This window comes from Litoribacillus peritrichatus (assembly GCF_039537985.1).
In the GTDB taxonomy this organism is placed as follows: Bacteria; Pseudomonadota; Gammaproteobacteria; order Pseudomonadales; family Litoribrevibacteraceae; genus Litoribacillus; species Litoribacillus peritrichatus.
Genome location: NZ_BAABBN010000007.1, coordinates 568,779 through 589,384 on the forward strand (window position 1 = coordinate 568,779; position 20,606 = coordinate 589,384).

17 protein-coding genes are annotated in these 20,606 nt (G+C 46.9%); 15 read left to right on the forward strand and 2 right to left on the reverse strand.

Going from position 1 to position 20,606, the window contains the following annotated elements:
• The 13 genes from ABD744_RS12240 (at position 1) to ABD744_RS12300 (ending at position 16,263) form a co-directional block, all read left to right on the forward strand.
• Positions 1–1,017 (forward strand): glyceraldehyde 3-phosphate dehydrogenase NAD-binding domain-containing protein, encoded by a 1,017-nt coding sequence (locus ABD744_RS12240; protein ID WP_344798789.1) that lies wholly within the window; start codon positions 1–3, stop codon positions 1,015–1,017.
• A gap of 66 nt (positions 1,018–1,083) precedes the next feature.
• Positions 1,084–2,244, forward strand: a complete 1,161-nt coding sequence (locus ABD744_RS12245; protein WP_344798790.1) for a phosphoglycerate kinase — start codon at positions 1,084–1,086, stop codon at positions 2,242–2,244.
• 24 nt (positions 2,245–2,268) lie between these two features.
• On the forward strand, positions 2,269–3,333 hold the full coding sequence (fba, locus tag ABD744_RS12250; RefSeq protein ID WP_344798791.1) for a class II fructose-bisphosphate aldolase: 1,065 nt from the start codon (positions 2,269–2,271) through the stop codon (positions 3,331–3,333).
• Between the two features lie 264 nt (positions 3,334–3,597).
• On the forward strand, positions 3,598–5,751 hold the full coding sequence (nosR, locus tag ABD744_RS12255; protein ID WP_344798792.1) for a transcriptional regulator NosR: 2,154 nt from the start codon (positions 3,598–3,600) through the stop codon (positions 5,749–5,751).
• A gap of 66 nt (positions 5,752–5,817) precedes the next feature.
• Positions 5,818–7,716, forward strand: coding sequence for a TAT-dependent nitrous-oxide reductase (nosZ, locus tag ABD744_RS12260; protein ID WP_344798793.1), 1,899 nt, complete (start codon positions 5,818–5,820; stop codon positions 7,714–7,716).
• Positions 7,717–7,912: 196 nt separating this feature from the next.
• Positions 7,913–9,220: a nitrous oxide reductase family maturation protein NosD gene (locus ABD744_RS12265; RefSeq protein ID WP_344798794.1), complete on the forward strand. Its 1,308-nt coding sequence runs from the start codon at positions 7,913–7,915 to the stop codon at positions 9,218–9,220.
• Positions 9,220–10,173, forward strand: coding sequence for an ABC transporter ATP-binding protein (locus ABD744_RS12270; RefSeq protein ID WP_344798795.1), 954 nt, complete (start codon positions 9,220–9,222; stop codon positions 10,171–10,173). Before ABD744_RS12265 ends, ABD744_RS12270 begins: the two co-directional genes overlap by 1 nt.
• Entirely contained in the window at positions 10,166–10,993 is an 828-nt protein-coding gene (locus tag ABD744_RS12275) for an ABC transporter permease (RefSeq protein WP_344798796.1), read from the forward strand. The genes ABD744_RS12270 and ABD744_RS12275 overlap by 8 nt, the downstream gene beginning before the upstream one ends.
• Complete coding sequence (locus ABD744_RS12280) at positions 10,990–11,580, forward strand: nitrous oxide reductase accessory protein NosL (protein ID WP_344798797.1); 591 nt, start codon at positions 10,990–10,992, stop codon at positions 11,578–11,580. Before ABD744_RS12275 ends, ABD744_RS12280 begins: the two co-directional genes overlap by 4 nt.
• A gap of 112 nt (positions 11,581–11,692) precedes the next feature.
• Positions 11,693–12,634 (forward strand): alpha/beta hydrolase, encoded by a 942-nt coding sequence (locus ABD744_RS12285; protein ID WP_344798798.1) that lies wholly within the window; start codon positions 11,693–11,695, stop codon positions 12,632–12,634.
• Positions 12,635–12,756: 122 nt separating this feature from the next.
• On the forward strand, positions 12,757–14,511 hold the full coding sequence (locus ABD744_RS12290; RefSeq protein WP_344798799.1) for a COG3014 family protein: 1,755 nt from the start codon (positions 12,757–12,759) through the stop codon (positions 14,509–14,511).
• A gap of 45 nt (positions 14,512–14,556) precedes the next feature.
• Entirely contained in the window at positions 14,557–15,171 is a 615-nt protein-coding gene (locus ABD744_RS12295; RefSeq protein ID WP_344798800.1) for a penicillin-binding protein activator LpoB, read from the forward strand.
• Positions 15,172–15,234: 63 nt separating this feature from the next.
• Positions 15,235–16,263: an LPP20 family lipoprotein gene (locus ABD744_RS12300; RefSeq protein ID WP_344798801.1), complete on the forward strand. Its 1,029-nt coding sequence runs from the start codon at positions 15,235–15,237 to the stop codon at positions 16,261–16,263.
• A gap of 103 nt (positions 16,264–16,366) precedes the next feature.
• Here the strand turns inward: ABD744_RS12300 and ABD744_RS12305 are convergent, their stop codons facing one another.
• Together ABD744_RS12305 and serA are read right to left on the reverse strand one after the other, a co-directional pair.
• A complete protein-coding gene (locus ABD744_RS12305) occupies positions 16,367–16,969 on the reverse strand; it encodes an LPP20 family lipoprotein (protein ID WP_344798802.1) in 603 nt (200 codons plus the stop codon).
• 169 nt (positions 16,970–17,138) lie between these two features.
• Positions 17,139–18,368 (reverse strand): phosphoglycerate dehydrogenase, encoded by a 1,230-nt coding sequence (gene serA / locus ABD744_RS12310; RefSeq protein ID WP_344798803.1) that lies wholly within the window; start codon positions 18,366–18,368, stop codon positions 17,139–17,141.
• A gap of 152 nt (positions 18,369–18,520) precedes the next feature.
• Here serA and ABD744_RS12315 point away from each other — a divergent pair, with 152 nt between their 5' ends.
• Together ABD744_RS12315 and ABD744_RS12320 are read left to right on the forward strand one after the other, a co-directional pair.
• Positions 18,521–19,924 carry an FAD-binding oxidoreductase gene (locus ABD744_RS12315; protein ID WP_344798804.1) on the forward strand — a complete coding sequence of 468 codons (1,404 nt, stop codon included), beginning with the start codon at positions 18,521–18,523 and terminating at the stop codon, positions 19,922–19,924.
• Positions 19,917–20,594, forward strand: a complete 678-nt coding sequence (locus ABD744_RS12320) for a fumarylacetoacetate hydrolase family protein (RefSeq protein WP_344798805.1) — start codon at positions 19,917–19,919, stop codon at positions 20,592–20,594. The genes ABD744_RS12315 and ABD744_RS12320 overlap by 8 nt, the downstream gene beginning before the upstream one ends.
• Positions 20,595–20,606 lie beyond the last annotated feature (12 nt).

Here is a 20,606-nt window from a genome sequence, read left to right on the forward strand (position 1 = left end):
ATGCTAAGAATTGCGGTAAATGGTTATGGTCGAATCGGGCGGGGCATTGTCCGGGCGTTATTCGAAAATAATTATCGTGATCGCATTCAGGTCGTAGCGATAAATGAGTTGGCAGACTTAGCAACCGTCTCCTATTTGACGCGCTACGACAGCACCCACGGACGTTTTCCGTTCGAAGTGACTACTCACTCAGATTCCGGGAAGGACTACTTGCAGATTGATGGTGAAACGATTCGGGTGTTCAATCAACCTGATGTGCAGGCATTGAACTGGCATGACCTTGATGTGGATGTGGTGTTGGAATGCACCGGTGCATTTCAGGATCGCTCCACGGCGGAATTACACATTCGTAACGGTGCCAGCAAGGTGCTGTTTTCGCAACCTGCGTCTTCTGATGTGGATGCAACCGTGGTTTACGGGGTGAATCACCACTCGCTGACCGGTGAGGAAGTGATTGTTTCGAATGCGTCGTGTACCACCAACTGTATTATTCCGGTGTTGAAGGTACTGGATGACAGCTATGGCATCGTGTGTGGCACCATCACCACCATACATTCGGCGATGAATGATCAACCGGTCATTGATGCTTATCACAGTGATTTACGTCGCACCCGAAGTGCCGGCCAATCGATCATTCCGGTGGACACTGGTTTGGCGGCGGGGATTGAGCGGGTGTTGCCTGAATTTAAGGATGCGTTCGTCGCTTTGCATATGCGAGTGCCGACTCAGAACGTATCGCTGATGGACTTAACCGTTGAACTCAGTTCGGAAGTCGATGTTGAGCGGTTAAATCAAACGCTGAGCCAGGCGTCTAAGAATGGCTTGGCGGGAGTATTGGGGTATACCGAAGAACCTCATGCTTCGATCGATTTTAATCATGACAGTCGTTCGGGCATCGTAGACGGAACTCAAACCCGAGTCGTGAATGGCAAAATGGCAAAGCTGGTTGTCTGGTTTGATAATGAGTGGGCCTTTGCCAACCGAATGTTGGATACCGCGCTGACGATGGGCGCTTAATGGCGTCAGTAAGTGTGGATTTAACCACTAATAATTAGTTTAAATTTAAAGAGATGAGATAAAGACATGTCTGTAATTCGTATGACTGATTTGGACTTGGCGGGAAAACGAGTCCTGATTCGTGAAGACCTTAATGTTCCTGTAAAAGACGGTAAAGTCACGTCAGATGCTCGTATTCGAGCATCGTTGCCGACCATTGAGCACGCATTGAATGCAGGCGCTAAAGTGATTGTAATGTCTCATTTGGGACGGCCGACCGAAGGCGAATACGCTGAAGAATTCTCCATGCAGCCGGTTGCCACCTATTTGGCGGAAAAACTGGGCAAAAGCGTCCCCGTGATTAAAGACTTCAACCAAGGTGTTGAGGTTGCTGCCGGTGAATTGGTGTTGTTGGAAAACGTCCGTTTTAATAAAGGCGAAAAGAAAGACGAAGATGCACTGGCGAAAGCCTATGCCGCTTTGTGTGATGTATTCGTAATGGATGCATTTGGTACGGCTCACCGTGCTCAGGCATCGACGCACGGTGTGGCTAAATTTGCACCAGTAGCGTGCGCAGGCCCATTATTATCTGCTGAGCTGGATGCATTAGGCAAAGCGCTGGACAACCCGGCCCGGCCATTGATTGCGATTGTGGGTGGCTCGAAAGTTTCGACTAAACTTGAAGTATTGGAAAGCCTGTCTGATCTTTGTGATCAGATCATTGTGGGTGGCGGTATCGCCAATACCTTCCTGGCCGCAGATGGCAAGCCGGTAGGTAAGTCATTGTATGAAGCTGACTTGGTGTCGAATGCCAAGGCGTTGATGGAAAAAGTGACCATTCCTGTGCCTACGGATGTTGTGTGTGGTAAGGAATTTTCTGAAACGGCTGAGGCGACGCTAAAAGCGGCTGCAGACGTTCAGGATGATGACATGATCTTTGATATTGGCCCGGACTCAGCGAAGGCATTGGCGGAAGCATTGAAAGCGGCCAAGACCATCATCTGGAATGGCCCTGTGGGTGTTTTTGAATTTGATCAGTTCGGCGAAGGCACCAAAGAATTGTCTTTGGCGATTGCTGAATCTGAAGGTTTCTCGATTGCGGGAGGCGGTGATACGTTAGCGGCAGTGGATAAATATAACATTGCCGACAAAGTATCCTATATCTCGACGGGTGGTGGTGCGTTCCTTGAATTCGTTGAAGGAAAAACATTACCGGCGGTTGCTGTCCTAGAAGAACGCGCAAAATAATCATTATTTATAAGGAATTGTATTATGGCTCTTATTTCTATGCGCCAAATGTTGGATCACGCCGCTGAAATCGGTTATGGCGTACCGGCATTCAACGTAAATAACCTGGAACAAATGCGCGCAATCATGATCGCGGCAGACCAGACTGACTCTCCGGTAATCGTTCAGGCCTCTGCTGGCGCACGTAAGTACGCAGGCGCGCCGTTTTTACGTCATTTGATTCTGGCTGCGATTGAAGAATTTCCACACATTCCTGTGTGTATGCACCAGGATCACGGTACTTCACCGGCGATCTGTCAGCGATCTATTCAATTGGGCTTTTCATCAGTAATGATGGACGGTTCATTGGGCGAAGACGGTAAAACCCCTGCCAGCTACGAGTACAATGTAGACGTGACTCGCCGTACCGTAGAAATGGCGCACGCGTGCGGTGTTTCTGTCGAGGGTGAATTAGGCTGTCTTGGTTCGCTGGAAACGGGCGAAGCGGGTGAAGAAGACGGTATCGGTGCTGTGGGCAAGTTGACCCACGATCAAATGCTGACTGACCCTGAAGAAGCCGCAGACTTTGTTAAGAAGACGGGTGTGGATGCCCTTGCCATCGCATGTGGTACATCACACGGCGCTTACAAGTTTACGCGTCCGCCTACCGGCGATATTCTTGCGATTGACCGTATTAAAGAAATTCACAAGCGCATTCCTGGTACGCACTTGGTAATGCATGGCTCTTCCTCTGTTCCTCAGGAGTGGTTGGCGGTTATTAATGAGTTCGGTGGTGAAATCCCAGAAACTTATGGTGTACCGGTTGAACAAATTTGTGAAGGCATCAAACACGGTGTTCGTAAAGTGAATATTGATACCGATTTGCGCTTGGCATCCACAGGTGCGATTCGTCGCTTTATGGCCGAGAACCCGTCTGAGTTTGATCCTCGTAAGTTCCTTGCTGTTGCAACGAAAGCGATGACAGAAATCTGCGTGGCTCGCTACGAAGCATTCGGCACGGCGGGCAATGCATCCAAAATGACGGCTTTGTCATTGGATGACATGTTTGAGCGTTACGAGTCAGGTTCGCTTGATCCTAAGATCGGCTAAGTTGTTGTATTGTTCTAAAAACGCGACTATATGGTCGCGTTTTTTATGATTAACCCTTTATTAAATAAGGGTTTTTTTGTCTGAAATAATTGAAAATCCCCACCCGGCGCTTGCCAGTTTCTTCCCTCCCAAAAAACATTATTTATTCGTTTGATGTATATCAATAGAACCCGAATAGGGGTGTGACAATTTGTCGCACTGCTCGGATACTGATCTCAAAGATTGAGTTAGACAATTATTTTGAAGTGATGTCTGAGGTTGGAAATGGATACAACAATTACGAATGGTAAAGGATTTGTCCACGCTGTGTGGCTGTTTTTCTCCTTGCTGTTAGTTTCGGAGTTATTGTTTGCTGGTGGACTAACCGTCAGTCCGGCAAAAGACCCTATGCCATTCATTGAGGCGACCTTTCCTAATGCCACCTCTATTGAAGATAAATCCGGAGATCCCGCTTCCTGGACGATTAAAAAACAAGATCAAATATTGGGTTATGCCTTTGAAACCAATGATGTAGCGCGGATTCCCGCTTATTCTGGTGAGCCTGTGAATGTCTTGGTGGTCATTGACCCGGAAGGAAAAATTCTGACCGCCAAGGTATTGGAGCACCACGAGCCGATTTTATTGGTAGGGATACCAGAAAAAAAGCTGCAGATTTTCACCGATCAATATGAAGGGTTGATGGCGTCCGATAAGGTAAAAATTGGCGGTTTGCAGGAAGAAGGCGTGGTTCATGTCGACGGCTTGTCCGGCGCGACGGTGACCGTCATGGTTGAAAATTTAGCCATTATGCGTGCAGCTAAAAAAGTAGCCAGTTCAAAAGGTATTCTTGAATTTGACGAAGTGGCAGCGACGGCGATGGCGACCATTAAGCAGGACGTTTACCAGCAAAGCTCATGGACTGCATTGACCGGCGATGGCTCGATCCGTCGTTTGACGCTGAATAATCAGCAAGTTGAAGCATCTTTTAAAGGTACTGAGGCGGAGTCTGCATCGCCTCTAACCAAAGAGGAGGCGGAATCCTCTTTTATTGATTTGTATTACACCTTATTGGATGTGCCTACCATTGGCCGGTCTTTGCTCGGTGATAGCGAATTTCAGTGGTTAACGGAAACCTTGAAGCCTGGCGAGCATGCCATTGCTTTATTGGGTAATGGCTTCTCTTTCAAAGGATCAGGTTATGTTCGTGGCGGTATTTTTGATCGCATTCAGATTCACCAGGGCGACAATGTTTTCAGTTTCAGGGATCTTGATCACTATCGGGTGAATGATCTCTATGCGGAAGGCACTCCGTATTTCCGTGAAATGTCGATTTTTATTGTGCGTGAACACCATCAATTTAATCCGGGGCAGGATTGGCAGGTTGAGCTGTTGGTTCGCCGTCAGACCGGCCCGGTTGACAGCTTGTTCAGCAGTTTCAAAGCCGACTACCAACCGTTAGATAAATATGTGGATCGCCCAGAGCCTGTCATCGAAGAAGTGGATGAAGATTTGCCGCTTTGGAAGCAGGTTTGGGATGAAAAACAAACGTCTGTGGTGATTTTGATCATCAGCATGGTCATTCTGTTGGTGGTGATTTTCTTACAAGACTGGCTGGTTCGTTTTCCAAAATTCTTACATAACTTCCGTCGGGTCTTTTTGCTCTACACCATTGTCTTCATTGGCTGGTATTCGTTGGGGCAAATCTCGGTGGTCAATGTATTCACCTTTACCCAAAACCTGATGAGCGAATTTCATTGGGAAACCTTCTTGCTTGATCCGGTGATCTTCTGCTTATGGGTGTTTGTGGCCGTGAGTATTTTATTGTGGGGCCGGGGGATATTTTGTGGTTGGTTGTGTCCGTTTGGCGCTTTGCAGGAGCTGTTGGGCGAACTTGCGGTGAAATTAAAAATACCTCAGTACGTCGTGCCTTTTGCCATTCATGAACGTCTGTGGGCGGTGAAGTATCTGATTTTGTTGGCACTGTTTGGTTTGTCTCTGGAGTCGTTGCAGACGGCGGAACAATACGCGGAAGTGGAACCGTTCAAAACTGTATTTTTACTTCGCTTTGATCGCGACTGGCCATTCATTATTTATGCGGTTGCCTTGTTAGTGATCTCTTTGTTCAGCCGGAAAGTTTACTGTCGCTACATTTGCCCACTGGGCGCGGCTTTGGCTATTCCGTCTGGGGTTCGTTTATTTGATTGGCTGAAACGCCGTAAAGAATGTGGTCAGCCATGCCAGTTGTGTGCGGTGGAGTGTGAAATCGGCGCCATTGAAAAGAACGGTGAAATTAATTTACGTGAGTGTCATCACTGCCTGGATTGTCAGGTGACTTACTGGAACGAAAATAAATGTCCGCCGCTGGTAAACAAGCAGAAAAAACGTAACAAAAAGGTTCAGAACACCGTAGAGGCAGAGCCAATCAAGATTGTGGGCTAGGCCTGTACGAGAGGAAATTAAGACAGTGGAAATTTTAAAGAAACGAGAGAAAGCCGGGAGCTAATTATGACTAACAACGATAAAGATAAAACAGTAACAACCGAAGAAACAGGTGGTTTGAGTCGCCGTAGCTTTTTAGGTGCCGGCGCGTTAGCAGGGGCTGGCGCAGCGGCAGTGCCAATGACGGCAGCTATGTTTGCTTCAGCAGCGAAAGCTCAAGCAGCAGAGGCCGGTAATAATAAAGCCTTTATTCATCCCGGTGATCTGGATGAGTATTATGGTTTTTGGAGTGGCGGACACTCAGGTGAGGTGCGTATTCTGGGCATTCCGTCCATGCGTGAGCTGATGCGTATTCCTGTATTTAACGTAGACAGTGCTACGGGCTGGGGTTTGACGAATGAAAGTAAGCGTATTAAAGGTGACAGTGCTCATTTATTAGCGGGCGACTCTCATCACCCGCATATGTCGATGCAGGACGGCCGTTACGACGGTAAATATGTATTCATTAACGATAAAGCAAACACGCGTGTTGCCCGTATTCGTTGTGATGTAATGAAAACGGATAAGATGTTAACGGTTCCGAATGTTCAGGCGATTCATGGTCTGCGTGTTCAGAAAGTACCGTATACAAAGTATGTGATTTGTAATGGTGAATTTGAGGTACCCATTGTGAACGATGGTAAGGCGTCCTTGGAAGACGTAAGCACTTACCGTTCGTTATTTAATGTCATTGACGCTGAAACGATGGAAGTAGCATTCCAGGTAATGGTGGATGGTAACCTGGATAACACCGATGCCGATTATGACGGTAAGTATTTCGCTTCTACCTGTTATAACTCTGAAATGGGAATGACATTAGGAGAAATGATCGCGGCAGAGCGTGATCACGTGGTGGTCTTCAGTCTAGAGCGATGTGAAGCGGCAGTGAAAGCCGGAAAGTTCAAAACGTATAATGGCAATAATGTTCCTGTATTGGACGGTACTAAAGGCTCGGATCTGACTCGTTACATCCCTGTACCTAAGTCACCGCATGGCATGAACACTTCTCCAAGCGGGAAATACTTTGTTGCAAACGGTAAGTTGTCCCCAACCGTTTCTGTAATTGCGATCGACAAACTGGATGACTTGTTTGCTGATAAAATCAAGCCAAGAGATGCCATCGTTGCAGAGCCTGAATTAGGCTTAGGGCCTTTGCATACGGCGTTTGATAACAAGGGTAACGCTTATACCACCTTGTTCCTGGACAGCCAGATTGCTAAGTGGAACGTGGAAGATGCGATCGCTGCTTATCAAGGTAAGAAAGTAAATTACATTCGTCAAAAACTGGATGTGCATTATCAGCCGGGGCATAACCACACGTCTGCCGGTGAAACCCGTGATGCGGACGGCAAGTGGTTGATTTCTCTTTGTAAGTTCTCGAAAGACCGTTTCTTGCCAGTGGGTCCGCTGCGTCCTGAGAACGATCAGCTGATCGACATTTCCGGTGATGAAATGAAGTTGGTTCACGATGGTCCGACTTATGCGGAACCACACGATTGTATGATCGTTCACCGCAGTAAAATGAAGCCGAATAAACTGTGGACCCGAGATGATCCGATTTTCGCAGAAACCGTTGCTATGGCCAAGAAGGACGGCGTTGATCTTGAGTATGACAACAAAGTCATTCGTGAAGGTAAGAAAGTGCGTGTTTATATGACTTCCGTTGCACCAAATTTCGGTTTGACTGAGTTCAAAGTGAAGTTAGGTGACGAAGTTACGGTTATCGTAACAAACCTTGATGAGGTTGAAGATGTAACTCATGGTTTCTGTATGACCAATCATGGAGTGCAGATGGAAATTGGTCCGAAGGCCACGTCATCCATTACATTTGTTGCAAATCAGCCGGGTGTTCAGTGGTACTACTGTAACTGGTTCTGTCATGCACTGCACATGGAAATGCGTGGACGTATGCTGGTGGAAGCGTAAGAAGCAAGCAATAAGTCAATTCAATTGTTCTGTTTTTGACAGTTAAATTGTTTGATTTATTAATCTAGCTCAAGAAGCATAACGTCAAATGGCGTTATGCTTTTTTTATTCTCGGGGTTTGTCTTTTGGTTTTGAGAGTCAAGATCAAGGGCTATCAAGAAGCGTCATTAAGTGCGTTTATGAGTGGTTGGCAGGCATGACAAAAAGATTTCGTGGTTTCATTACTGTTCTGGTGCTGTTCTGGTGGGTGAGTTTCAGTGCCAGTGCACAAGAGTGGCAGGTCTCTCCTGATCAGGATTTGCAGATGGTACTGAATCGTGCTTCCTCGGGTGATGAAGTCATTCTTTCTGCAGGCCGCTATTTGGGGAGCTTCGTTATTGCTCAATCGATGTCGTTAAAAGGAGATGCGGGTGCTGTGATTGATGCGCAAGGTGAAGGCCATGCTTTATACATCACCGCTTCTGAGGTCACCATTGATGGCATTCGCATTGTAAACTGGGGCGATGATTTGACCGAGCAAAACGCCGGTATTTACGCCGATAAAAAGCCCGAAAATGTCATCATTCAGAATACGTACCTGGAGGGCGATGGCTTTGGTATCTGGTTGCAAGGCGGTAAAGATTGCCAAGTGATTAATAACCAAGTGGTTGGTAACACCGCACTGAGGTCAGCGGATCGGGGCAATGGAATTCAATTGTCAAACATGAAGAACTCTCTGGTTCGGGGGAATGAAATCAGTAAAACCCGTGATGGTCTTTATGTGATTGCCAGTAAGGATAATGTATTGGAAAACAACACCATGCATGATCTCAGATATGGCATTCACTACATGTATTCGTACAGTAATAAAATTTTGAATAATTATGCCTATTCGACCCGGGCAGGCTACGCCATGATGAACTCCCGGTATCTAGAGATTCGAGGCAACGTCAGTGAAAATACGGAAGACTACGGCTTCCTGCTCAATTACATCATCTACTCAGAAATCGACAGTAATATCATAAAAAATGTCTGGACCAAACCGGAAAACAAAGTGCCGGGTCGCGATGGCAAAGCCCTGTTTGTTTATAATTCGGGTTACAACACCATCAGTAACAATTACGTTGAACACGCCGAAATAGGCATTCATCTGACTGCTGGTTCTGAGAAGGTCAAAGTGTTTGGTAATTCTTTTATTGATAACCCCATTCAGGTGAAATACGTGTCCAATCGGTTTCAGGAGTGGAGTCAGGAAGGAAAAGGCAATTATTGGAGTAATTATCACGGCTGGGATATGGATGGCGACGGTCATGGCGATGTACCGTTCGAGCCCAACGACGGGGTTGATAAGCTGTTTTGGAAATACCCGGAAGCGAAGATGTTAATGGATAGCCCCGCAGTGTTGTTATTGCGATGGGTGCAAGGCCAGTTTCCGGTCTTAAAAGCGCCCGGTGTGAAAGACTCTTTTCCTTTGATGAAACCGAATCGCCCTGTGGCTGAGAAAACGCTCCTAGGAGGGCTTTGATGTCAGAATATGCTGTAGAACTCACCGATTTAAGTAAGTATTACCGTTCGGTAGAAGCGTTACATCCGCTTTCGTTGAACATTTCGTTTGGCGAGGTGCTTGGGTTGTTCGGTCATAATGGCGCCGGAAAAAGTACTTTGATGAAATTAATACTGGGTGTGTTGAAACCCTCTTCAGGCCAGTTAAAAGTGCTGGGTTATTGTCCGCGAACGAATTCGGATCATGATTACCGCAGTCAGTTCGGATATTTACCGGAAAATGTCAGCTTTTATGAACACCTGTCTGGCCGTGAGGTGTTACGTTATTTTGCCCGGTTGAAAGGTCATTCTTTAGCGCATGCGGATGCATTGCTGGAAGAAGTAAATCTGGCGCATGCCGCTGACCGACCCGTGAAGACTTATTCAAAAGGCATGCGCCAGCGTTTGGGCTTGGCTCAGGCGTTTTTAGGTGAGCCTAAAATTTTAATTCTGGACGAACCGACCGTGGGGCTTGATCCGGTTGCGACGCGGGATTTTTATCAAATGGTTGATCGGTTAAAGACCAGTGGCTGTGCGGTGATTTTATGTTCGCATGTCTTGCCCGATGTTGAGAATCATATTGATCGGGCCATGATTTTAAGCGCTGGTCGAAAGCTGGCGTTAGGGTCTCTGGATGAGCTGAGACTTCAGGCGAAGTTGCCGACTGAGTTTAATGTATCTGGCTTGAGTTCTTCAGAACTCAGTACAGCGTTGAATGGCTATCAATCCATATCAACCGTTCTGGAAACGACGTCTAACGCCAGTCGTTTTACGGTTCCGACGCCGGAAAAGATGATCGTGATGAAGCATTTACTGGCAAATCAGAATGTAACAGACCTGCAGGTTACGCCGCCGTCATTGGAGGCTTTGTACCGATATTACATCTCTGATTTCCACAGCCAGAGCGCTGAATCACAGGGGGTGGGTCATGAGTAAAGTTTGGATTGTGGCTCAGAAAGAATTTCGTGATGGCTTAAGGAATCGTTGGACAGGCGCTATTTCGCTGATTTTTATTTTGTTGTCCTTGGGTTTGGCCTATTTTGGCTCCGCGACTGCGGGTGTTTTGGGCTTTGCATCGCTGGAGTCAACCCTGGTCAGTTTGGCCAGCCTTTCGGTGATGTTGATTCCCTTGATTGCTCTGATGTTGTCGTATCACTGTTTTGTGGGGGAACAGGAGCAAGGTACTTTGCTCCTGTTGTTTACCTATCCGCTTTCTCAGGGGCAGTTGTTGCTTGGTAAGTTTTTAGGGCAGGCATTGATTTTAACGGTGGCGTCCCTGATAGGATTTGGTTTGCCTGCGCTGGTGATTTCGGCGGTCAGTGAGGTGGATACTTTCGAAGTACTGAAGGCATTTGGATTGTTTATTATGGCGGCCAGTGTTTTGGGTTGGGTGTTCATTGCGTTGGCGTATGTGATCAGTCTGGCGGTGTCCGAGAAGTCTAAGGCGGCGGGTTTGGCGTTGGTGGTTTGGTTCTTTTTTGTATTGGTATTTGACTTGGTTCTGATGGCCATTCTGGTGGCCAGTGAAGGCGACATTAATCAAACCTTAGTGCCTTACTTGTTATGGTTGAACCCTACAGACGTGTTTCGTATTTTTATTTATCAGGTGGTGGACGCCCAAAGTTATACCGGCGTGTTGGATCTGGCGGACAAAGGTGCGGACGGTTTGGCTGCGCTTGTTATGGCTATGGGGCTTTGGGTTGCAGTGCCATTGCTTGGATGTTGGTTGATGCTGAAAAGAAAGGAGTTGTCATGAAACAGGTTGCCATAAAACAAACTGTGAAAGTTACCTTGGTTGGCGTGCTGGTGGCGCTGGGTCTTCTGATTCAAGGTTGCAGCAAAAACGTTGAAGTTACTGAAGTGCATGAGGCTGTCATTATTCACAACGGTGAAGAATGCGATTTGTGCGGTATGTTGATTAATCAGTTTCCCGGCCCGAAAGGTCAGTTGTTTGAAAGGGGAGGGAGTGACCCCAAGCGCTTTTGTTCAACCCGAGATTTATTTGCTTACGCGCTGCAGCCGGAGCATCAGCACCGGGTGAAACAAATTTATGTGCATGATGTTGCTTCTGCGCCCTGGGATAAACAAGGCGATGCGAAATACATAGATGCTGCGTCCGCGTATTTTGTGGTAGGGCATAACTTAAATGGAGCAATGGGGCCGACTTTGGCTTCATTTGCCACCAAGGACGCTGCGGAGTCATTTTCCCGGAAACACAATGGCGAGGTGATGACGTTTGATGAAATTGATCTCGCTGTTTTGACAAAACTGAACGATCAGGCAATGGATTTAGGTGAGCCTATGCACCACTCGCAGCATTCGGCGCATTCTGCTCACCATTAAAACAGTAAGGACGGATATCTGCTTAAAAATGCAGGAAATTTCGTAAAATGCTTTTCATTTTGCGGGCATCAATCTAATCTTGTCAGTTGGTTCATTGATAAAGATTTGAGACATGGATTGGTCTGAGGAAAATATACGACATCGCCTTGCTTCGAAAGAAGAAACGTCCAATGCCGTGATGGAACCCTATTGGCAGTTTTATGGCTTGGACTTCCATCGTTTGGGGTTGGCTAAACAGTCGGCCCGGTTACTCAAATCTAATGCGTTTGATCTTTGTGTCCAGCACTTTCAAGCCAAGAACGAACGTGGCAATGTGCTCGTGCTGCATGGTTATTATGATCATGTGGGTCTTTATAAGTATCTCATTCGGGAATGTCTGGAGTTGGGGTTATCCGTTACGGCATTTGACCTGCCTGGTCATGGCTTGTCCAGTGGCGACCGGGCTAACATAGACTCATTTGACAGCTATCAGGATGCCTTGGTATCGATCATTACCGATCTGGATATCAATGCTTCGGAGCGTTGGAGTATTGTTGGTCAGAGTACCGGAGGTGCGGTGATCATCGATTACCTTTCCCGTCAACATTACGACCGCTCTAATACCCCGTTTTCAAATGTGGTGCTTTTAGCGCCATTGGTTCGGCCTGAAGGTTGGTTGAAAGGCCGTATTCTGCTTAAGATACTTCGCCCGTTTGTGGACAGTATCGAACGGGGCTTTTCCAATAATAGCCATGATCAGGCCTTCTTGAATTTTATTCGATACACAGATCCGCTTCAGCATAACCGTCTTGAGGTGGATTGGGTTGCGGCGCTGGAGCAATGGACTCCCAAGGTGGAGCGCAGACCAGCTTCGGATTTGTCGGTGTCGGTCATCCAGGGAACCGATGATGAAACGGTGGATTGGCGACATAACATCGGCGTGATTAAGAAACTCTTTAAAGATGTGTCGGTCTTTAAAGTGGAGGATGCTCGCCATCATTTGGTGTGTGAAAGCCAGGAATTCAGAAATAAAGTCTTCACCCACTTAAAGCGGGTACTTAGTGCGCTTGATTAATTCTGGATGAATTCAGTTGCTTAAAACGCACCCTGAAATGGGGTGAATTGAAGATGATCAACTATCGTAAGAAAGTAGAGAAACCAAGACGTTTAATATTTTTGGTAAGGAACGGGTAAGAGATGCCACGTAATTTTCTGATTTTAATTGTATTTGCTTTTTTATCGGGCTGTGCCACTTACGGCAATGACATTCAAACGGCGCTGGACTACACCCAGGCCGGAGAGCCTTCCAAGGCGGCGGATGCCTTTAAAAAAGTCATTCAGCCTGACAGCTCGGACAGAATTCTTTATTACATGGAGCTGGGGGTTCTGAAACATCTCAGTGGTGACTATGAGCGCAGTAACCAATTGTTGGAGCAAGCCGAACGCATTTATGAGGAGCTTTATACCCAAAGCGTGAGTGAAGCCTTGCTGGTGGCAATGACCAACCCTACTTTGGCGGACTATAAAGGTCAGGTGTTTGAAGATGTATATATTAATTATTACAAGTCTCTGAATTATTTCTTTTTAGCCAGTCAGGCCAGCGGCCGAATCGCCCGTGCGGATTTATTTGACAGCGCCTTGGTTGAGGCTCGGCGTCTGGATAATAAACTCACCAAACTTCGTAGTGAACAAGGTTCCTTTGATGATGCCAAAGAAAAGGAAGAAGAAACCTTTACTCAGATATTGTCTTTGTTTGAAAAGTTCTTAGGCAACTACATTGACCAGGAAAAGCTCGTTTTTCGTGAAAATGCTTACGCGCATTACCTATCAGGCTTGTTGTATGAACAGCAAAAAGAGTGGGATGACGCCCGTATCTCGTATCAAAAAGCCGCCGAGCTTTATGAAAAGGGGTATGCGGATCAGGTGGGTGTCGGCGATGATATGATTGGTCAGGCCTGGCTGGACACCATTCGAATGATGCAAAAAGCCGGTGGTTGGGGCTCAAGCATTAAGAAATTGAAGTGGGAAAAACTGGACGATGATCTTCGCGACAAATTAAGAGACTACCGAAACTCAGACGCTGAGTTGGTGATTCTCAATCATTTGGACTTTATTCCTCAGAAACGAGAACTGGATTTTGTGATGTACGTGGAACCGTCTCGTAAAGAAATGGTATTAACACCGTTATTAACCGGTTCTGCGCAACAAAGCCAGGATAAGTACGCTTGGTTTTGGATGATGTACGCCGATAAAGGCATTTTTGATGTGGTGGAGCGCTATTCCAACGGTGGCTTGGATAATGTGGTTCGTACCATCATTAACAAACGAGTGATTTTGGGACCGGCCTGGGACGTGGTGGAAAGTCTTGGCATTGACAGTGCTTTAAAAGATGGCGGTGTGCGGGTGGCGGTGCCCTATTATCCGCCGATTCGTGAAATCAGTTCGTCCAATTCAGTTTCTGTTAATGGTTCAGAATATACACTGGTGAAAGCGGAATCCTTGGCACGTCATGCGATCAACGAGCAGGTTTTGAATGCTCGTACCGATTTGTACATGGCGTTGGCGAGAGAGACGTTAAAAAATACCTTGTTGGTTGAAACGTCCCAGAGTGCGTTAGGCGAAAGTAATAAGTTACTGGAGTTCGGGCTGAAGGCTTTGACGGCGACCACTGCCAGGGCGGATACCCGAACTTGGTTGACGTTGCCGGCGGAGATTTTGGTTCAGCGTATTCCTCTGGAAGAAGGGGAGTACGATTTAAGACTGACCAATACATTTGTGAAGAGCGGTGGTTTGGTGTCAGCGGATAAACAGGTGGTTTTAAAGAAAGGTGATATTCATGTTTGGCGTCATCGTTCTTTTCCGCAATTGTCTGCAGCGAAGCAGCAAACACTGGTGAAAGCTGCTGCCGAAGGTCAGAAGGAAAGTACAGGTTTTAGTAGCTGGTTAAAATAAATTCGTTACAATTCATTTAATCAATGATTTTTCAAGGAGCCCTTTATGACAGGTGCAGTTAAGAAATTTGCAGTTTCAATGATGGCGGTGGCGGCGCTTACGGCGGCCGGTTGTGGTTCAACCAGCGTTTCTCGGGTGGATACCAATACCGAAGTTGCATTGACCGATCGCTGGAATGCGACGGATTCACGTTTGGTGTCGGAAGAAATGATTACTGATATGTTGTCCTTCCCTTGGGCGTCGGACTACGAGCGGAATAACCCGGGCAAGCGTCCTACCGTGATTATTCAGCGTATTCGTAATAAATCTCATGAACATATTGCGGTGGACACCTTCACCAACGACTTGAAGCGTGCCGTGATTCGCAGTGGTCGTGCCGACTTCGTGGTGGGCGGTGATGAGCGTGAAGATATTCGTGGTGAGCGTAAAGAGCAGGAATTTAACGCCCGTGCTGATACTCAGGTCGCGATGGGTGAAGAAACCGGTGCTCGTTTTGCGATGTCGGGTTCTATCAACTCGTTTGTGGATTCTTTGAAAGGCGATCGTGTTACGTCTTATCAGATTGATTTGAAGTTAATCGACATGCTGACCAATCGTGAAGTGTGGAACGGCACGAAGAAGATACAGAAATTCCAGGAAAAGAGCAGTTTCGGTTTCTAAATAGAAACGAGTGATTAATTTTGAGCGGACAGGACGTCCGCTCTGTCGATACAAGGGGTCTCTATGGTTATTCTAAGAGCCGCGCTGGCCGGTTTAATGCTGGTGGGTTTGGTAGCCTGTAAATCTTCTCATATTGTGGAACCGGCACCGTCCGATCAACGAGTCAGCCAAGGGGCACCATCTTGGGTGGTCTCGCCTCCGGTGGATGCTCAGTACCTTTATGGTATCGGTAGTTCAGAAGTGTATGGCGATCGTGTGCGGGCCATTCAAAAAGCGGATGACGTTGCGCGCAGTGATTTAATCAAGCAGTTGAAAGTCAGTGTTTCTCAAAGCTTAACTGCCACCACTCAGACTGAAAATGACAGTGCCTTTCTTAAAACGGAAGTGATCGTCAGCAGCAAAGTGCCTGAGACGGAGATGGTGGGCATCGAACGCCTTGAAACCTATGTGGATCAACAGCGACAGATCGCCTATGTCTTGGTGCGTTTGGATCGTCCTCAGGCGATTCGTAGCCTGAAGTCAGGGCTTGCACAGACAGAGCTTGAGCTTGCTGTGTATGAACGATATCCGGTCGGCTCTGATTTGATGCGTGACATTCGGGCCTTAATGCCTGCGCTGCCCTTGATTCGCAAATATGAGCTGAACCTGGAGAAACTGGAGTTACTGTCTGCAAACGATAAGGACAAGTTGGCCGGGATTTATAAACCTACGGATTTAAAACTTCGTATTTATGAATTGATTTCTAAAGTCAGTGTTCGTTTGGAGCCGCAAAATCAAAAGGCACAACGGCTTGAAGCGATGTTAACTCATCAGTTGACCAAGCTGGAAATGGATGTGGTGACGGATCAAAGTTCTGAGTTGGTCATCAAGTACTCGCTGGATATCATTGAGAAAGAGCAACAAAACACCCACTTTATTTTAATGAATGCCGATGTGAAGGTGGTTGATGCTGGCAACCATGTGATTACTGCTGGCGTGCTGTCTGCCAAAGGCGGTGCTTACGATAAAGACATTGCCTACAAACGGGCTTTAGCAAAAATTTCGGATAAGCTCGAAACCGAAGTGGTGAAAGGCATACTGGAGGCAATCTAGGCCGTCTTTGTTATTACTTCATTTTTTGATGTTATAAAAAAGCCCCGAAAGCGAATAGCTTCGGGGCTTTTTTTCGTTCTGCTTTTAACTTACTGGCAGAGCGTTAGTTTGCTTCGCGGTACTTAGCGATTTCTTCCGCCAGCTCATCGTGACCTTTTTGAGCTTTGAACTGCTGCCATAATGCGCGTTCATTGTTCATAGACGTTTTAAGCGCTGCCTTAGCGGCTTCTTCTGTCTTCATGTCATCCAGGCCAATCAATACGTAAAGCGTGCCAGAAGGACTGGTGCGTGTTTTATAGATGCGGCTACCAACCAAAGACTCATCAGTGATCTGCTTGGTCACGGACGTCATTACACGGTCAACTGTTTCAGTGTCGCCAGCGCCTGTGGTTTCAACGTACTGTTTAACCATGTTCTGAACATGGACTTTCATGCGTTGCGCCAGCTGAACTCGAGCGTCTGTGGCTGCCATTTGTTTCATGTGCGAATGACCAGCTGCGGATTTCTGTGAAGAACCTACCGCTGACACTTCAACCCCTTCAACGGGCTCATCACAAACCCAGCCAGGGGCTGGAGTGGTTGGTGAATCCGGGAAAACACAATCATACACAGGTGCAGCAACGGCAACTTGCTGTTGTTGCGTTTCACAACCAGTCAATGTTGCAGCAATAGCGATGGCTGCTCCAAGCGGTAGTAGTTTCTTCATTTATAATTCTCCGTTGAGGGAATGCCCTGCTGAACTTACCGATGAAAAAGGTAAGGCCAACATCCATATTTCTATATAAGTGTTATATAAGTCTAATACAAAAAAGCCTGTGGGGTACAGAAAGTATCCACAGGCTTAGTCGCTTTTTTCGGTGATTGTGTGCCGAAAATTAGAACAGACGACGTATACGGATTGTTCCGTTGACTTGCTGCAGTTTTTCCAGCGCTAATTGGCTGACGTCTGCGGCAACATCAATCACAACATAACCCACTTTTTCATTGGTCTGCAGGTACTGCGCGCAGATGTTGATGTTGTTATTAGAGAACACCTGGTTGATTTCTGAAAGTACGCCAGGAACATTCTCATGAATGTGCAACAAACGGTGCTGACCCGGGTGAGCAGGCAAAGCAACTTCAGGGAAGTTGACTGAAGAAATGGAAGTCCCTGTGTCTGAGTACTGAGCCAGCTTTTCTGCAACTTCCAAGCCGATGTTTTCCTGAGCTTCTTGGGTGCTGCCGCCGACGTGTGGTGTCAGGATAGCGTTATCGAAGCCTCGAAGCGGTGAAACAAACTCGTCATTATTGCCACGAGGTTCAACCGGGAATACGTCAATAGCCGTGCCAAGCAATTTCTTGCTGGAAAGCGCTTCTGCAAGTGCATCAATATCAACAACGGTACCGCGAGAAGCATTCAGTAGGATGCTCTTGTCTTTCATGTTGTCGAACTGTTCTTTGCCGAACATGTACTTGGTTGCCGGTGTTTCAGGCACGTGCAATGTGACAATATCAGACATTGCCAGCAGTTCGTTTAAATCACGAATCTGAGTTGCGTTGCCTAATGGCAATTTGGTTACCACGTCATAGAAGAACACTTTCATACCCAGTGATTCTGCAAGTACGCTGACTTGAGCACCGATGCTGCCGTAACCTACGATACCTAAGTTCTTTCCTCGGATTTCGAAAGAGTCAACGGCACTCTTCATCCAGCCGCCGCGATGACAAACGGCGCTCTTTTCAGGGACGCCACGAAGCAGCATGATCGCTTCTGCAATCACAAGTTCGGCAACAGAGCGGGTATTAGAGAATGGTGCGTTGAAAACAACGATGCCGCGCTCAGTAGCTGCTTGCAGGTTAACCTGGTTTGTACCGATACAGAAACAACCGACAGCAATCAACTTTTCTGCGGCGTTGAAGATTTCTTCAGTTAACTGGGTTCTTGAGCGGATGCCAACGAAATGGGCGTCTTTGATCTTTTCTTTCAGCTCTTCTTCTGGGAGAGCAGTCTTGATGTATTCGATGTTGGTGTAACCCGCATCGTTTAAGGTATTCAGCGCGGATTGGTGAACGCCTTCCAGAAGTAGAAATTTGATCTTGCTCTTGTCGAGTGATGTCTTAGACATATTTCGTTGACCTTACTTAAATTGCCAATCTATCGAGTGATTTCCCTGTTGCACACAGGGCGCTCAAATTTGAGGGCACTTATGTTACCATAGGCACCCGTCAATGGTAGTGGCTTGTAGCGATTTGCTGCATTATTTTGGATGAGATGAGCATGAGTACGTTTAGTTCGGAACAAATTATTGAACAATTGGAAGGTTTGGTCGGAGCAGAGAAGGTTAAAACCGATAAAGACTCCCTGGAACAGTTTGGTAAAGATTGGACCAAAATATATGAGCCAGCCCCATTGGCCATCGTGTTCCCAAAAACAACAGAACAGGTTCAGGGTATTGTAAAACTGGCCAATGAGCATCAGGTTGCGCTTGTTCCGTCGGGTGGTCGCACCGGGTTGAGTGCGGGCGCGGTAGCAGCCAATGGTGAAATTGTGGTTGCGTTTGATCACATGAATGAAATACGTGATTTTAATGCGGTAGACCGGACGGTGGTTTGTGGGTCAGGTGTGATTACCGAGCAATTGCAGCAATACGCGGAAGATAACGGTTTGTTTTATCCTGTGGATTTTGCGTCTGCGGGTTCAAGTCAGATCGGCGGGAATATTTCGACCAACGCCGGTGGCATTAAAGTGATTCGCTATGGTATGACCCGGGATTGGGTGGCTGGCCTGAAAGTAGTCACTGGTAAAGGCGATGTGCTTGATCTGAACAAAGACTTGGTAAAAAACAACACCGGTTACGATATGCGCCATTTGTTCATTGGTGGCGAAGGCACATTGGGCTTCATTACAGAAGCAACCATGCGTCTGGCGCGTCAGCCTTTGCCTTTGACGGTTTTGGTGTTGGGTGTGCCTGAGTTTGAAGCCATCATGAGTGTGCTGAATACTTTTCAGTCAAAGATGGATTTAACCGCTTTTGAATTTTTCTCTGAAAAAGCAATGCAAAAAGTCATTGCCCGTGGCGATGTGCCGCGCCCGTTCGATACGGAAGCGGAATATTATGCGTTGCTTGAGTTTGAAAACCTTTCCGACGAAACCGCTGAGTTGGCCATGGCGCTGTTCGAAACCTGTGTTGAGCAAGGATGGGTGCTTGATGGGGTGATGAGTCAAAGTGAAACGCAGGCGAAGAACTTGTGGCGTTTACGTGAAGATATTTCAGAAACCATTTCAGAGTGGACTCCATATAAAAACGATATTTCGGTGGTGGTATCAAAAGTACCTCCGTTCTTAAATGAAATTGAAACCATTGTGAATGATCAGTATCCGGACTTTGAAATTATTTGGTTCGGTCATATTGGCGATGGTAATCTGCATTTGAATATTCTGAAACCAGAAAACCTCCCTAAAGAAGATTTCTTTGCTAAGTGTAAAGACGTCAGTCGCTGGGTGTTTGAAATCGTTGAAAAATACAATGGTTCCGTTTCTGCAGAACATGGTGTGGGTATGACCAAAAAGCATGCACTTTCCTACACCCGCAGCGAGGCGGAAATTGGCTACATGAAAGCCATGAAACTGGCGTTTGATCCGAACAATGTAATGAATCCGGGGAAAATTTTAGATGTCTGATTCTGGCATTTATCAACATCAGTGGTTTGACGGAACTGATATTTCGCTGCCTGTTGGTAAGGTGGTTTGTATTGGACGGAACTATGCGGAGCATGCGAAGGAGTTAAACAATCCTATTCCTTCCGAGCCGCTTCTGTTTATGAAACCTGCAACCTCTTTGGTTGCGCTTTCCAATGAGTTGACGCTCCCCAAAGCGTTTGGTGAAGTGCATTACGAAGCTGAGATCTCTGTGTTGATCGGAGAGAAAGTACAAAATGTCACGGATCTGAACGTCGCTGAAGCGGCTTTGGCTGGTATCGGTACGGCGTTGGATTTAACGCTACGGGATTTGCAATCAACCCTGAAGTCAAAAGGGCAGCCCTGGGAAAAAGCGAAAGCGTTTGATGGTGCTTGTCCTGTTTCAACATTTGTTCCCAGAGAGCGTCTTGGCGCATTGGATCAACTGGAAATTCGCCTCGACCTTGACCAGGTTACGGTTCAGGCGGGTAACTCCAGTGATATGTTGACCGGTGTACTGGAATTGATTTGTTATTGCAGTCAGTTCTTTACGTTAATGCCGGGCGATGTGGTTCTAACCGGCACGCCGAAAGGGGTCGGGGTGCTCCGTCCGGATCAAGATATTACGCTTACTCTGGCGAATCAGTTTGGCTGGTCAGCCCGCACTTGCTAATTGCTTGGTCTC